The 13,394-nt window shown below is 45.1% G+C and carries 14 protein-coding genes; 12 read left to right on the forward strand and 2 right to left on the reverse strand.

Annotation, left to right across the window (positions count from 1 at the left end; translation table 11 throughout):
* Positions 1-170: 170 nt before the first annotated feature.
* From NO352_RS06200 to NO352_RS06210, 3 genes are all read left to right on the forward strand, one after another.
* The gene (locus NO352_RS06200; RefSeq protein WP_289355076.1) at positions 171-599 is read left to right on the forward strand and encodes a GNAT family N-acetyltransferase; all 429 of its coding nucleotides are present in this window, start codon (positions 171-173) and stop codon (positions 597-599) included.
* Positions 600-646: 47 nt separating this feature from the next.
* Complete coding sequence (locus NO352_RS06205; protein WP_289355077.1) at positions 647-1,090, forward strand: GNAT family N-acetyltransferase; 444 nt, start codon at positions 647-649, stop codon at positions 1,088-1,090.
* A gap of 95 nt (positions 1,091-1,185) precedes the next feature.
* Positions 1,186-1,710 carry a DinB family protein gene (locus tag NO352_RS06210; protein WP_268599296.1) on the forward strand — a complete coding sequence of 175 codons (525 nt, stop codon included), beginning with the start codon at positions 1,186-1,188 and terminating at the stop codon, positions 1,708-1,710.
* A 134-nt stretch (positions 1,711-1,844) separates the two neighbouring features.
* On the opposite strand, the gene NO352_RS06215 is transcribed toward NO352_RS06210, so the two are convergent.
* Entirely contained in the window at positions 1,845-2,723 is an 879-nt protein-coding gene (locus tag NO352_RS06215; RefSeq protein ID WP_289355078.1) for an alpha/beta fold hydrolase, read from the reverse strand.
* 195 nt (positions 2,724-2,918) lie between these two features.
* Between NO352_RS06215 and NO352_RS06220 the strand changes: the two genes are divergently transcribed.
* On the forward strand, positions 2,919-3,323 hold the full coding sequence (locus NO352_RS06220) for a DUF5360 family protein (RefSeq protein WP_289355079.1): 405 nt from the start codon (positions 2,919-2,921) through the stop codon (positions 3,321-3,323).
* Complete coding sequence (locus tag NO352_RS06225; RefSeq protein WP_268599294.1) at positions 3,313-3,867, forward strand: TetR/AcrR family transcriptional regulator; 555 nt, start codon at positions 3,313-3,315, stop codon at positions 3,865-3,867. The genes NO352_RS06220 and NO352_RS06225 overlap by 11 nt, the downstream gene beginning before the upstream one ends.
* Before the next feature lie 246 nt (positions 3,868-4,113).
* Here NO352_RS06225 and NO352_RS06230 read toward each other — a convergent pair whose 3' ends face one another.
* Entirely contained in the window at positions 4,114-5,085 is a 972-nt protein-coding gene (locus NO352_RS06230; RefSeq protein ID WP_353961222.1) for a helix-turn-helix transcriptional regulator, read from the reverse strand.
* 435 nt (positions 5,086-5,520) lie between these two features.
* On the opposite strand from NO352_RS06230, the gene NO352_RS06235 reads away from it, so the two are divergent.
* From NO352_RS06235 to NO352_RS06265, 7 genes are all read left to right on the forward strand, one after another.
* Complete coding sequence (locus tag NO352_RS06235; protein ID WP_289355080.1) at positions 5,521-6,087, forward strand: histidine phosphatase family protein; 567 nt, start codon at positions 5,521-5,523, stop codon at positions 6,085-6,087.
* 287 nt (positions 6,088-6,374) lie between these two features.
* The gene (locus tag NO352_RS06240) at positions 6,375-6,989 is read left to right on the forward strand and encodes a superoxide dismutase (protein WP_163979715.1); all 615 of its coding nucleotides are present in this window, start codon (positions 6,375-6,377) and stop codon (positions 6,987-6,989) included.
* 130 nt (positions 6,990-7,119) lie between these two features.
* Positions 7,120-7,764, forward strand: coding sequence for a helix-turn-helix transcriptional regulator (locus NO352_RS06245; protein ID WP_268622938.1), 645 nt, complete (start codon positions 7,120-7,122; stop codon positions 7,762-7,764).
* 399 nt (positions 7,765-8,163) lie between these two features.
* Positions 8,164-8,691: a GNAT family N-acetyltransferase gene (locus tag NO352_RS06250; protein ID WP_268599290.1), complete on the forward strand. Its 528-nt coding sequence runs from the start codon at positions 8,164-8,166 to the stop codon at positions 8,689-8,691.
* Between the two features lie 108 nt (positions 8,692-8,799).
* Entirely contained in the window at positions 8,800-9,009 is a 210-nt protein-coding gene (locus tag NO352_RS06255; RefSeq protein WP_268599289.1) for a hypothetical protein, read from the forward strand.
* A gap of 228 nt (positions 9,010-9,237) precedes the next feature.
* The gene (locus tag NO352_RS06260) at positions 9,238-12,045 is read left to right on the forward strand and encodes an S-layer homology domain-containing protein (protein WP_289355081.1); all 2,808 of its coding nucleotides are present in this window, start codon (positions 9,238-9,240) and stop codon (positions 12,043-12,045) included.
* 353 nt (positions 12,046-12,398) lie between these two features.
* Positions 12,399-13,379 (forward strand): iron-siderophore ABC transporter substrate-binding protein, encoded by a 981-nt coding sequence (locus tag NO352_RS06265; protein WP_289355082.1) that lies wholly within the window; start codon positions 12,399-12,401, stop codon positions 13,377-13,379.
* Positions 13,380-13,394: the final 15 nt, after the last annotated feature.

Below are 13,394 nucleotides of genomic sequence, written 5' to 3' on the forward strand. Positions count from 1 at the left end.
GTGATAACTATAAGGAATATTCTATTCCAATTTAAAGGTCGGTGTCATTTTAGAACTAGGAGTATGTACTTTGTTTTGGATGATATGACTCGTGTATACTCAAGGTAGATGACTAATGAAGCTCGTGCAGAATTGCGAGCGCCAATCTATGAAAATGGGGGCACTGAGATATGTCGGACAAGTATAGTGTAACGAGCGGTACAAACGAGGAAGCTGAATATGTACGCAATAAACTAATCGAATTCAATAAAAAACATGTCCCAAATGTTAAATTTGAAGAGGTTCATCTTTGTCTCAAAAATGAAACAGGCGAAATTATCGCCGGACTTAACGGTGTCGTATGCTGGAATTGGATGGAGATCGATATTTTATGGGTGGATGAGGGTCATCGCGGAGAAGGCCATGGTGCGCAATTGCTGCAGGAAGCGGATCGCATCGCCAGAGAAAAGAACTGCACCTTCATAACCTTGAATACATTCAGCTTTCAGGCGCCGAATTTTTACAAAAAGTATGGCTATGAAGCAATTGCGATGATAGAGGACGCACCGATAGGTTATCGGCATTACTTCTATAAGAAGGATTTGCTAGCAAATGATTAGGTGTTAACGACACCACTGAATCATTTGAATTATTTTAGGAGAGAAACATGACATATACATATCGAAGTTTAACGATAGAAGAATGTGATCGAATTAATGAAATTAATCCCTCGCAGTATATTAAAAGGGCATGGCGGAAAATAGACGGTACACGACAATTAGTGGAAATTAACTACCAAGAGAACGACTGGCCAGACGGTTATGAGCATTATTTATCGAAGTTACGCAATACGCTAATGGAAGATGGCTATGCTGTAGGTGTATCTGAGAATACAGGCAGCCTCGTTGGATTTGGCACGATTGACCGAGAGATTTTTGGGAGCGCATACAAATATGTACTGCTTGATTCTTTGTTTATTTCGTTAGAACATCGCAACAAGGGGATAGGCAAAAGATTATTTCTCGCATGCGCAGAAAAAGCGCGTGAGTGGGGAGCCGAAAAAATATATATTTGCGCGGGCTCTGCGGAAGATACGATTGCATTCTATTAAGAGTTGGTTTTTATATCTTAAGCAACAGGTCAACTAGAGCCCTTGATTCATACGATAGTTAGACTAATGTATGTAAGGAGGAAAAAAGGATGGACATGGATAAGCTGTTTCTGATAAAGGATGTGGATGGATTTACTCCGGAATTAAGCAGGCTTATTTCGATGATGAATTATGCACGATTTACTACATTGAAGACGGTTGAGGGGTTGAGTCGGGAGCAATTAGATTATAGGTTTGATCAGAACAGCAATACTATTGGGGCATTACTGTATCATATGGCAGCAGTTGAATATGCTTATCAGGCAGAAACTTTTGAAAATCGGGAATTAAATGAGCAAGAATGGGAAAAGTGGGGCGCGGCATTAGAGTTAGGCGAAAAAGGAAAGCAAGCGATTAGAGGGAATGATTTGGACTTTTACTTATCAACATTAGACGAGGTTAGACAACATACCTTAACTGGGTTTAGTAGCAGAAATGATGCGTGGCTTTATGAGGAAACGTCTTTTTGGCATGACAAGCCTGCGAATAATTATTTCAAATGGTTCCATGTATTCGAAGATGAGATCAATCATCGAGGGCAAATGAGATTTATAAAGAAAAGACTTCCGCAGCATGTATAACAGAGAACTATGCGATCAAGGCGAATCAGGCGGTTTGATTACGCTCGTCGCTTGTCTTGAAAATAGAGAAACATGCCCTTGGATAGATGAGGGCATGTTTTTTGTGTGCGTATCAGGTGAATCAACCGCAGCAGTTAAGGGAAAAAGGCAGTAAAGTGGCTAATCACTTCCGCAGGATTCTCTTCCATGATAAAGTGGCCGGATTGTACTTCCGCTCCGACAGCTAATGGAGCCCATGTTTTCCAGATGGAGAGGGGGTTTTTTAAGTTCAATAATCCCTTGCTTCCCCATAGAAACAACATAGGACATCGAATTTGCAGCTGATTTTGCCGCGCTGTGTACTCGTTTTTAAGGTCGACGGTAATGCCGGCACGGTAATCCTCACAGCCTGCTTGTATTACGGAGTATTTCGTATACGCATGTTCATAGATTTGCATCACATACGGGGTAAAGGCATGCGAATTAGCTGCCCAACTAAAAAGAGTGTGGCGTACAAAATATTGCGGCGCTTGTGAGATCAACGTCTCCGGAAAGGGCTGCGGCTGTGACAAAAAGAAATAATGGTAGTGTGAATAGGCGGATTGGAAATTGATTAGGTTCATCGTATCCAGTTCAGGCACGACCTCCAGTACGGATAGCCGGGTAACCTGTTCTGGGTAGTATAGCGCTAAGGAATAAGCGACGCGCCCGCCTTTGTCATGACCAGCTACATAATAGTGGCGGTAGCCGAGCTGCTCCATTACTTCGTACATATCTAGAGCCATCGCCTTTTTGGAATAATGAATATGCTCAGGATCAGGGAGCGGGCCTTCGCTGCGGCCATAGCCGCGCAGATCAGGAATAATAAGGGTGTACTTTTTCATTAATTCCGCAGCAACCTTGTGCCATGTCACATGGGTCTGAGGAAAGCCATGCAGCAGTAGCAACGGATAGCCGCATCCCCCAATAAGCAAATAAATGTTAGCCCCAGATGTCGCAATTGTTACTTCACGGAATCCATGGAAAAGAGACATGTGATCACCTCTCAGCTTGCAGCATTTTCCGATTTATGAGTATGAACATTGCGGGAGTTTCATTCACTTTATTGGGAATCTTTTGTATTTTTTTCTTGATTCTTATAACAGAAAAAAGTATGATGGATGGAAACTGAGGAAAACAAAATATTATATTTGTTTTCCTTGCATCATTTCTCATAGGGAGAGAGTAGAATGGGAAGAACATTGAAGGCTTTTATGTTGTTCACGGATATTGGATTTCTCGTGTATTGGACAATTACGTTCATGGGCTGGATTCCGAAAGAGTACTTGTATCAGGATTACAGCAACGAACTGTTAGTTGCATGGAATATGTCCTTTATTCCTTTGGATTTGTTCATATCCATAACGGGTCTGTTAAGCATTTATTATTATCATAAGAAGAAGCCAGTGTGGTCAGCGTTATGCTTCACCTCCTTGCTGCTTACCTTTTGTTCAGGCTTGCAGGCTATCGCTCTTTGGTCAGTTCGGCTTGACTTCGATATGATGTGGTGGACACCGAACTTGTTCCTTCTCCTATATCCGCTTTTTTTTATATCAAAAGTCATGAAAGGAGAACGTTATTCTTATGCAGGATAGAATTGCAAAGGCTGCCATAGAAGAGATCAAAATTCGGGGATTAAAATTTACAATCCGCGATGTTGCAGGCCTCCTCGGAATCAGCACGAAGACGCTGTATCAGTATTTTGAATCGAAGGAACAGATCATTTCGTTTTTGATTGAACAGTCCATCCAGGAAATGAAGGATGCCGAGGCGCGGTTGATAGGTGACGATTCCTTATCACTGATACAAAAGATAGAGCAGGCGTTAATGATGCTTCCAAGTGCGATTGCCTTTATTGATATCCGTACTTTGGACGAGTTGAAGAAATTGTACCCGGGACAATGGAAGCTCGTAGATTCATATGTACAGGAAGGATGGGATAATATCCGACTGCTGATGGATAAGGGCATTCAAGAGCAAGTGATCCGCCCATTTGATCGGGAGCTGTTTATTGATATTTATATAGGGGCTCTGTATCAATTGATGGAGCGCAGAACGAGGGAAGGAAGCCGTATGTCAATCGAGGAAGCATTGCGCAGAACCGTTGATATGCTCATGTACGGTATTCTGAACAAATAAGAAAGGCTGTCTGATTCTGGTCTGCTGGATCATATCTACATACTCGAAAAAAAGAAGACAAGCAGTTGTACAGGGAGCCTGTGACAACTGCTTTTTTTCGTAAGTATTATTCCAATGGATTTGTTCTAGCCGAGTAGTTATGAACGTTTATACAACTCCAAATCGTGAAAAGAAGCTCCATACGAGCTCCCGACGGCTCGTAACTCCAGTTTTGGTGAAAATGGATTTAAGGTGATCCTGTACCGTTTAGGCGGATATATGCAGCAAGAGTGCAATCTCCTTGGTTGACAGCCCTCTAATGAGTGCATCGAGAATTTGCTTCTCCCGTTCGCTCAATTCAAAGGCTTCCGCCATACGCCGCAGCGTATCGGACGGACCCGCCGGCTCGAAGGTTACCGCAAGCAGAGGAGCATTATCCATATCGCCGTGCAGATTGCTTGCTCGAATCGTTATGTATGGATATCCGGGAATATGCACGCAGGACTTGCATGAAGAAGAGACATTCGTCATCGACAGTGCTCGGAAGCAAGCAGTTCTGACGGGTCTAGGCAGCGTCGTTGAGCTGGAGATGCCTTCCCATTCGCGGAGTCGGCGCAGCCATTGGTATGCAGTATCGTTGGCGGATAAAGTATCAAATTTATCGTTTAACACGAGTATCCCGGGCTCAACTTCCGGTTCTGCCTGAACTGCAGCGGGTACAGCGAAGCTGGATTTGCGCAGCCGCTGAGCGATGGACGGCACTAGGGAAGCAATAAAGAGCCGCTCCTCCTCTGTAAATGTCGGCTTTTCAAATCGTCTGAATAAGGTCAAGTATCCCCAACAGGCCCCTTTGTATAGAAGTGCGGCCCGCAATTCATCTTGAAAGCCCGCAGGTAACAATACGTCCCGATAGCGTGCGCTTCTCTCCAGTTTTCCTGCCGTAGCTAGACTTAATGTAGCGGTCGAGTCCTCGGATTGAGCTAGCTGATGATAAGGAATATAGTCCTCTCTCAAATAATCATACGCAAATAAGCTGTCATGGATTTGTTCTATTTCCTCGTCTGTCACAGAGCCTGTGGACAATAGGGTGTCGGGATCGACAGTGGTGCAGCAAGCGGCATCGAAGGGAATGGCCTGCTGGAGTTGCTCCAACAGTGATTTTCGATACGAATGGGAGCAGCCGCTTCGTTTAGATAGCTTCAATATTTCAGTCCGAACGGATACTGTGTTCGAATTCATTTGCGTTCAACCTCCTTTTCTGCCCGCGCATATTTAAAATCCCAGAATCGAGGAATGGTGGTCGTACAGATAGTTCCTCATCATTGAAAATGATTCTCATTATATACGATCAATAAGGAGGTGGGAATAGGGTTCGGCGACATTTCCGTTAAAGGAGATATCTTCTTTTTTAGATAGATTTTATTTCCTGTTAGAGAAGCCATTGTTATACTTAAGGTAAAACCTATGCGGTCAAATCGGGAATTCGGGTGGTTCGGCGTTTCCGCGGTCAAGGGGCTGTTGTCGCTCTAATGAGGCTCGAGCTGTGAGATTGATTAATCATGAGGTGAATCTATGAATAAATTAATCCATTCCGAAAGACTCATTATAAGAGCGCGGATTCATATGGGAAGCCCATATTCATATGGTGCTGTTGAATGAGGAGATGGAGCAGGAATGAAAATTGGTTTAGTTCGCCATTTTAAAGTGCAGTGTGAACCAGAAACGAAGTGGATGACTTCAGCGGAGTTCAACCATTGGGTTGAGCAGTATGATCAAGCAAAGGTTATTCTAGGGGATCCCCCTGCTGACAATATCGCATGGAGTATATGCGTGTCCAGTGATTTACCAAGAGCGGTTACAACAGCAGAGTACATACATCAAGGCGGTATCATGGCAACGAATCGTCTTCGTGAGATTGGAATGAAAGCTGTATTTCACACGAAAATGAAGCTTCCGCACAGTTTTTGGATGATCTTGGCGCGATTAGCCTGGTCGTTCTCTCATCCGTCGCAGGAGGAGAAGAAGCAAGATACCTTGAGAAGAATCAGAGAAGTAACGGATTGGATCGAGGAAAATTGTCAGTCGAATGTGCTGATCGTATGCCATGGGGCACTCATGAAGTATTTGCATAAAGAGCTCATTCGAAGGGGGTACAAGGGCCAAGCTTTCTTGAAGCCGCAAAATGGAAAGCTGTATTTGTATGAAACCGCGGCATCTCAAGCGGCTTTACCTGTGAAATGAAGCACACAAGCTGCTGAACAGCTTATTGCCCATCACAATCATGTGCTCCGCTTATTTGCAGAGGTGAAAGAAAGCACACAAGTCTTTTCCTAAATAGGTACACTTAAAAGGCCGCCTTCGAGTTTTTTCGGATGGTGCGCCTTTTTTATTTTCGATACCATTCAAGCCTTATCGATTCGTTTTTTCAAAAGTTTCCTTCAGGAAACATATTTAGCTATGTACAAAATAATTGGATAAATATATAATCAAAGATGTATCCGGATATGAACCAAGAAGGAGATGATTACATGAGCGTATTTACATTGCCAGAACTTCCGTATGCATACGATGAGCTGGAGCCTCATCTGGATGCGAGAACGATGGAAATTCACCATGGGAAGCACCACGCCACTTATGTGGCCAATTTAAATAAGGCATTGGAAGGTCATACGCAATTTGCAAATGCTTCGATCGAGGAATTGGTCAGCAATTTGAACGACGTCCCGGAAGATATCCGCACTGCCGTTCGCAATCAAGGCGGGGGACATTACGGCCACAGCTTATATTGGTCAATCATGAGTCCAACCGGCGGGGGCAGCCCATATGGTGACATTGCGAAGGGAATCGAAAAGCACTTCGGCAGCTTTGAGCAAATGAAGGATGAGCTGACGAAGGCGGCAATTAGCCGCTTCGGCTCAGGCTGGGGCTGGCTAGTCGTAAACGAAGATAAGCTTGAGGTCATGAGTACACCGAACCAAGATACGCCGTTAATGGAGAATAAAACGCCGATTTTGGTGGTGGATGTATGGGAGCATGCGTATTACCTGCAATATCAGAACCGGAGACCCGATTTCGTATCCTCCTGGTGGAATGTCGTGAATTGGGAAGAAGTGAACCGCCGCTACAATGATGCCATTCGCTGAGATTGATGTGTGCAAACTTTGCAGAAGCAGGACGCTGCTTCTGCAAGGTGTGGGCTGCATCACGGGGCATGACGAAAACGAAGCTCTGAATAATAAGCGATCCGGTAGAAACGATGGAAAGGAGCATGGCATGAGAGCAGCAAGTCTTTCCGGCCAAGACAGCACATCCAGAGAACAGGTATTGTTCTGGCTGAAAAAGCTGGGTACCGTCACGGTTCAGGATCTTATTGACCGCATGGAAGTGACTGGTGTTGCGATACGTCGATACTTGACGGAACTGCAGGCAGAGGGACATATTGAAACAAAGGTGCGCCGGCATCAGGTCGGCAGACCGACGCATTATTATCAACTTACAGATTCGGCTGCCCAGCTGTATCCGCGTCAATATGATGAACTAGCGACAGAGCTATTTGATGAATTGGCGACATTGTTCGGGGAAGCGGGCGTGGCCTTGTTTTTCGAACGGAGAGGCGCTATGCTGCAGCAGCGGTATGAAGGAGAAGTCGCAGGAGAAACACTGGAGGATCGGCTGGAGGCGCTCGTCCGAGTGCAAAATGAACAAGGTTACATGGCAAACATGCACCCGAATGCAGACGGCTCCTATTCCTTTGAAGAGAAAAACTGTCCGATTGCAAAAGTTGCATGCAGGTACGGTCATGTCTGCCGCTGCGAGCTCGAGTTATTTCGCACCTTGCTCCAAGCTCACGTAGAACGAACAGCATGTATGGCTGAGGGCGGAAATGTATGTAGTTATCGCATTACGCCAGTTTCGTGATTGGAATCGATATTTGAGCATGTTCGTTAAAGCTACCCTAACAGGCTTTTCGAGCATGCTCTTTTGTGATCCTCCTATTTGACTATATCGGCATGTTTCCAATTATGATACTATCGTTAGCGCATGAACGGATGTATAATAATGGATGGTGTTATACGGAAACCATTTGCGGTCAACTTGCATCCAAGTAGTAGAACAATAGCGTCAATAGCATTTCATTGCCATAATAGATTAGCATCTAAAAAGGAGGTGAAAGGGTAATCCATAGTTGTAGAGTCACGATTCTTATGGCTGACCGTCCTGCATTTTGCTTGAATGCTGCATGAAAAGTCGCAACTGGTTGTACCAGTAAGAAAAGCGATTAGAATGACACATTCACACAAAATGGGAGGAAGCACAATGATAAACTATCAAGTAATGACGGAAGCTCAAGTGGAGAAATTGAAGGAAATCGATCGCTCGGAGCATATTGATTTGATTTATGAAATGCACGACGGCAAGATGACGGAAATTCATGCGAACCACGAATGTCCGAATTGGGACATCGAGTTGCTGCAAGAGATGGAAGAACGATATGTATTCGAGCTGCAAAACGGCGGGATGGCCGTCGGTGCTTTCGATGGAAACACATTAGTAGGCTTCGGCGTCTTGGCCCATCAATGGCGCGGGGAGCAGCGCGACCAGCTTCAGGTTGATCTCATGTATGTATCTCGGAACTATCGTAGACAAGGGATCGGATCGCGCATTATGAATGAGCTTGCGGAAGAAGCAAGAAGAAGGGGCGCGAAGCACCTCTATGTTTCTTCAACGGAAACTCGCTCGGCGGTATCTTTTTACAAGAGCAATGGAAGCCAGTTGACGGATGAAGTAGATCCTGAGCTCTTCCAAAAAGAGCCGAAGGATATCCATATGCTGATTACGCTTTAAAGAAGCAGAACCGCTGTGTTGCACAAGAAGGTCTGTCTGACGTTTGCCACTGTCACCGAGCCGTGGACGGTGTTGATCCCGACGTAATGGTTATTTAGAGGGTGTAGAATGTTGGAGCACAAAACGGAAACCCACTGGGTAGTGCTGCTTCGGAAGGAAGAGAATAATTTTTATTATTTAGATCCTTGGTATCCTTGGTATACGTCGGATTCCGAATATTGCCGGGTGATGAGTGAAGAAAATTTTTTCGCTGCGTACACAGGGATCGCTTGTCAGATTATTGCACAGCCGGATAGCGGGGAAGTCGGGTCATATTGAACAATCACCAGGTCCACGACACGAGGTAAACGCAAATAGCCTGAAGACGGAAGTATTGCGCGATGCGCGTTAGATTGGGTGTGTTGATTCAGTGCCGGTATATTTGCCGGCACTTTTTCAGTTCGTCCTTTTTGAAAACATAGATGAAAATTCAGGAAAAAGTGAAATCGAAGCAGTTATTAACCGATGAAGGGATAGTAAGAAAAGAAATAAAAGGGGGAAACGAAATTGATAAAGAAGAAACGGTTCATTTTAGCGTTGCTATGCCTGATGTTAATCCTCACGGTCCATACAGGTTCGGTGCAGGCCAAGGGGAATAATGGAAGTGCCATTAGCGAACAGCACTATACACGTATCGGCGAGGATTACGAAATACTTGATGGGAATATGCTTCTATCAAAAAAAGACGGAACGGTATGGTATTGGGACACACTTGATTATTCCGCCCAAGCTTCCGATCCATTCTATCAAGCCAAACTCGAGCAAATTCCAGGCTTGCGGGATGTGAAACAATTCTCGTTCGAGAGCAAGAACGGGGAAAGTAGATTAATGACGAATTACGCTGCATTAAAAAAAGACGGAACGGTATGGTATTGGGATTCTAGGAACAACACCTATCCTAAAGATTCTAGGATTGCTCCGAAGCCTATCAAAGATTTGAATCACGTAACATCTCTCGTCGCCGATTATACCGGCAACTCTAAAAATTATAAGACCTTGTTTGTATTAAAATCAGACGGTTCGGTCTGGTGGTGGTTAGCTCGACAAGGCAAAGCTTCGTCTACGGCTTATGCTAAGATTCTTGATAATGTCGCATCTATAAAATCTGTGAACGGTCGCGTATACGCAGTTAAAAAAGATGGTTCGGTATGGAAATGGGGAGCATACATGTACTGGCCGCATAATAACCAACCAAACCAATCTGATAACAAAGGTCCAGAGCAGATCAAAGGGCTTGACGGCATCGTCAACATAGAGATGGGCGGTACAACAAATTATGCTTATAAGAAAGATGGCACGGTTTGGTCTTGGAAAACTTATGATTCTGAAAGTACTCCGATTCAATTACATAAAGCAACAGGCGCTAAGGGAATTGTTCAATTTGGCTCACAGCTGAAAGATTCGAATATCGATACTACTTATGCTTTGCGAGCAGACGATAAGCTCTGGTCAATTGACAGCGATAAAGTGTTCCCCGAGCTTTCGAATATCGCTTCCGTACACTACAAGGACAAGGACAGCTATATGGAAAACTATGTATTGAAAAAGGATCAGACCTTGTGGGCATGGGAATATAAAGTTTCTGCCTTCCCAAAGCTTGTTGTGTTCACGAAAGAAACGGCAGCTGGCAATCGCTCTGGAAAAGGAAACAAATCAACTGTCGATCATTCTGGGGCAACAGACAAACCAGCTAATGATCGTTCAGGGATCGTAAACAAACCAACAGGCGATCATTCTGAGGCCGTTAACAAACCAACAGGTGATCGCCCTGAGACCAAAACTCAACCGGAGTTGATACGGATGACTTCGCCGGAAGTCAGCCTTTATCCGTTTATCACGATGCTGCAGCCTGGCGGACAACAGCCTATTGTCGCAAACAATGTGCTTCCTGGAACTAAAATAGTGTATACCATTGACGATCCGAGCATAGGAACGGTCACGAATGTGAATGGCATGCCGGTCATCACAGCGAATAAATCCGGACAAACCATTGTACGGGCCACAACAAACAGAGCTGGTTTTCCGGATGAGACGACTTACATATTGTTGTATGTCGCGGACAGCAGTATGGCTTCCGATACGTATTTCACTGCCGTCCGGTCTATTCCTGACGCAGACAAGCAGAACTCGGTTATCGTGGAAGGACTAACGCAAGCAGGAGAGCTTGTAATCACTGCCGCGAGCAGCGAAAAGCCGGCTCCTGTTAACGGCCAGCTCGTCATAACGCCCGAATTACTTAACCGACTGGCAGGCAATGCGTCAAAGGCGAAGTCAGCGGTACAGCAGGCGCTGTCAGAAAATAAGATTGTTCCGGCGAGAGAGCTGATCGTGAATGCGGAAATATTGTCTTTGCCTGGACAGAATGAATATAGATACAAATTGGATAAAAATGGATTAGTTGGTCGGAAGGATATTGACTATATTACCGTTTATGCAGGGGATGCAAAACTCGTATTCAATGTCGCGACGGTAGAGCGCTTGTTCCATACGCAACCGGTTATTGTCATTCATCTGGTGAAAGAGAATAACGGCGGGTACCGCATCCAATTTCTAAATGAACAAGGGCAGGAGCTTTCAGGTGTAGAAAGCAACATCCAGCTCATTTTGCCTGCGAATGATGCAGACGCCGTACATAGCAGTATGTTCTATATGAATGGAAAAACAAAGGAGCCGATTGGCGGGAAGTACAATCCGTCCAAGAACGGCATGGAAGCGGAAATAAACCGTTCTGGAACTTATCTTGTGGACGATAATGCGAAATCATTTCCTGATATTGACGATAGAGATCCAGAGTTAAAGCAAGCGGTACAATTTTTAGGTTCCAAAGGAATCGTTTCTGGAAAAGGCAACGGCAATTTTATGCCCGATTCTCTGCTAACCCGTGCAGAGTTTACGACTATGCTGGTCAAAGCGTTTAACGCTATGGATGAAACGGCGAAGGAAAGCTTTTCGGACGTGGAGCCGTCGCAATGGTATCATCCATTTATCGCTTCTTCCGAAAAAAATCATATCGTCGAAGGTTATCCTGACGGCACATTTAAGCCGGATCGTACGATAGAGCGGCAAGAAATGACCGCTATCGGCGCAAGATTCCTGCATGAGCGGAAGCATTATTATTATCCTTCGAATCCGGAGGAGTATTTAAATCGATTTGTAGATAAAGAAACGGTATCCAAGTGGGCTAAGCCAACGATGTCCTTGGCGGTGAAGCAGCGCTTGATCGATGTTCCTGCCGATAAACAGATTAAAGCAAAAGAGGCGGTTACGCGCGGGGAAGCCGCACGAATGCTTTATCGTCTTTATTTGCAACTGTGACCTTACCATTTCCATATATTGATCGTTCTTTACCTGACCGCTCCATTAGGAGCGGTTTTTTTCTGTGTTGAGGGGAGTCATAGATCAGGAGTTGAAAAAATGGAAGCAAGGTGGGGGATACCGCGAGACTGATTACGCCCCTTGGTTACGTTGGCTCCCCGGCGGAAATGAAGCAGGTGAATATAGATGATATGGAATTTTGTTGTTACTTTTATCCGTACAACCGTCAAACAATTCCGCCTACTGGTGGTGAAGGAGAAACGGCAGGTAGTAACATGAATCTATTGATAATGGTTCTCATTATAGTTGATTTATCAAATCAGTTTAGAACTTGCAAAGGGGAAGTAGAGAAGATGAAAACAATGAAACGATTCACGGTATTGCTCTGTGCATGTTTGCTGCTAGTTGCAGGATGCGGCAATCATGATGCCAAGGTAAATGCAGAGAAGGAGAAAGAAGTGGTGCAGCAGGCAGCCGCGAGCAGCAAAACTGCATCTGTGGCAGTGTATCCGAGAACGATTACACATTTGTCTGGCAAGACGATCGTGGAAGCCAAGCCGCTCAAGATCGCAACGCCTTATATATCCTTTGTCGATTATATGGCCGTATTGGACACTTATCCGATTGCCGGTCAAGGAATCGAGATTATCGAGCGAAATTTCCCAAGCTTGAGCAAGCGAATTGCTGGCAAAGGAATTCAGGACTTGGGAATGGAGGCCAATCTCGAGAAGCTGCTGACGGTGCAGCCGGATTTGATCATCGCGGCAGATGATATGAAGGAGCAGTATGAGCGATTGTCGCAAATTGCCCCGACGGTTATTTTCCCGCAGGCTGGAGATTGGAGAGAAACGCTGAAGCAAATTGCCGAAGTCATTGGCGAGGAGGAGAAGGCTGAGCAGGTACTCGCGGAATTCGACCGTAAGAGCGCGGCGTATAAGGAAAAACTGGCGTTCCGTCAGAATGAGTCTGTTCTATTTACGATGTATAGCGGCAAAGAGATGTTCGTGATGTGGAATGACGGTCGATTTGATCCGTTCTATAAGGGACTTGGCTTGAAGCTGGTAGAAGCTGCACAGGCGAACGGACAAATTACGCTCGAAAGCCTTGCTGCCTTGAACCCGGATCACTTGTTCGTCATCAACAACTGGCAGAATCCGATCCAAGGCGGTGTTAGGGAAGCCATGAAGAATAGCAAGGTGTGGAACAGCATGAATGCGGTGAAGAACAACCGAGTGTATGAGCTTGCAGACCCTTCACTGCCTGGGCCGATGGCATTAGCGAAGATCGACGGGATCGAAGAGATCATGCAAGCTATGGGGAAAAAAGAGAAATGAGTTCAAAATTCCAAT

Source organism: Paenibacillus sp. S-12 (assembly GCF_030363895.1).
Lineage (GTDB): Bacteria > Bacillota > Bacilli > Paenibacillales > Paenibacillaceae > Paenibacillus_B > Paenibacillus_B alvei.

Bases quoted from the DNA above. Each gene is read 5' to 3' on its own strand.
- NO352_RS06210 (WP_268599296.1), top strand. From the start codon at position 1,186: ATGGATAAGCTGTTTCTGATAAAGGATGTGGATGGATTTACTCCGGAA.
- NO352_RS06245 (WP_268622938.1), top strand. From the start codon at position 7,120: ATGAGAGCAGCAAGTCTTTCCGGCCAAGACAGCACATCCAGAGAACAG.
- NO352_RS06255 (WP_268599289.1), top strand. From the start codon at position 8,800: ATGTTGGAGCACAAAACGGAAACCCACTGGGTAGTGCTGCTTCGGAAG.
- NO352_RS06235 (WP_289355080.1), top strand. From the start codon at position 5,521: ATGAAAATTGGTTTAGTTCGCCATTTTAAAGTGCAGTGTGAACCAGAA.
- NO352_RS06230 (WP_353961222.1), bottom strand. From the start codon at position 5,085: ATGAATTCGAACACAGTATCCGTTCGGACTGAAATATTGAAGCTATCT.
- NO352_RS06240 (WP_163979715.1), top strand. From the start codon at position 6,375: ATGAGCGTATTTACATTGCCAGAACTTCCGTATGCATACGATGAGCTG.
- NO352_RS06220 (WP_289355079.1), top strand. From the start codon at position 2,919: ATGGGAAGAACATTGAAGGCTTTTATGTTGTTCACGGATATTGGATTT.
- NO352_RS06250 (WP_268599290.1), top strand. From the start codon at position 8,164: ATGATAAACTATCAAGTAATGACGGAAGCTCAAGTGGAGAAATTGAAG.
- NO352_RS06225 (WP_268599294.1), top strand. From the start codon at position 3,313: ATGCAGGATAGAATTGCAAAGGCTGCCATAGAAGAGATCAAAATTCGG.
- NO352_RS06200 (WP_289355076.1), top strand. From the start codon at position 171: ATGTCGGACAAGTATAGTGTAACGAGCGGTACAAACGAGGAAGCTGAA.
- NO352_RS06205 (WP_289355077.1), top strand. From the start codon at position 647: ATGACATATACATATCGAAGTTTAACGATAGAAGAATGTGATCGAATT.
- NO352_RS06215 (WP_289355078.1), bottom strand. From the start codon at position 2,723: ATGTCTCTTTTCCATGGATTCCGTGAAGTAACAATTGCGACATCTGGG.
- NO352_RS06265 (WP_289355082.1), top strand. From the start codon at position 12,399: ATGAAAACAATGAAACGATTCACGGTATTGCTCTGTGCATGTTTGCTG.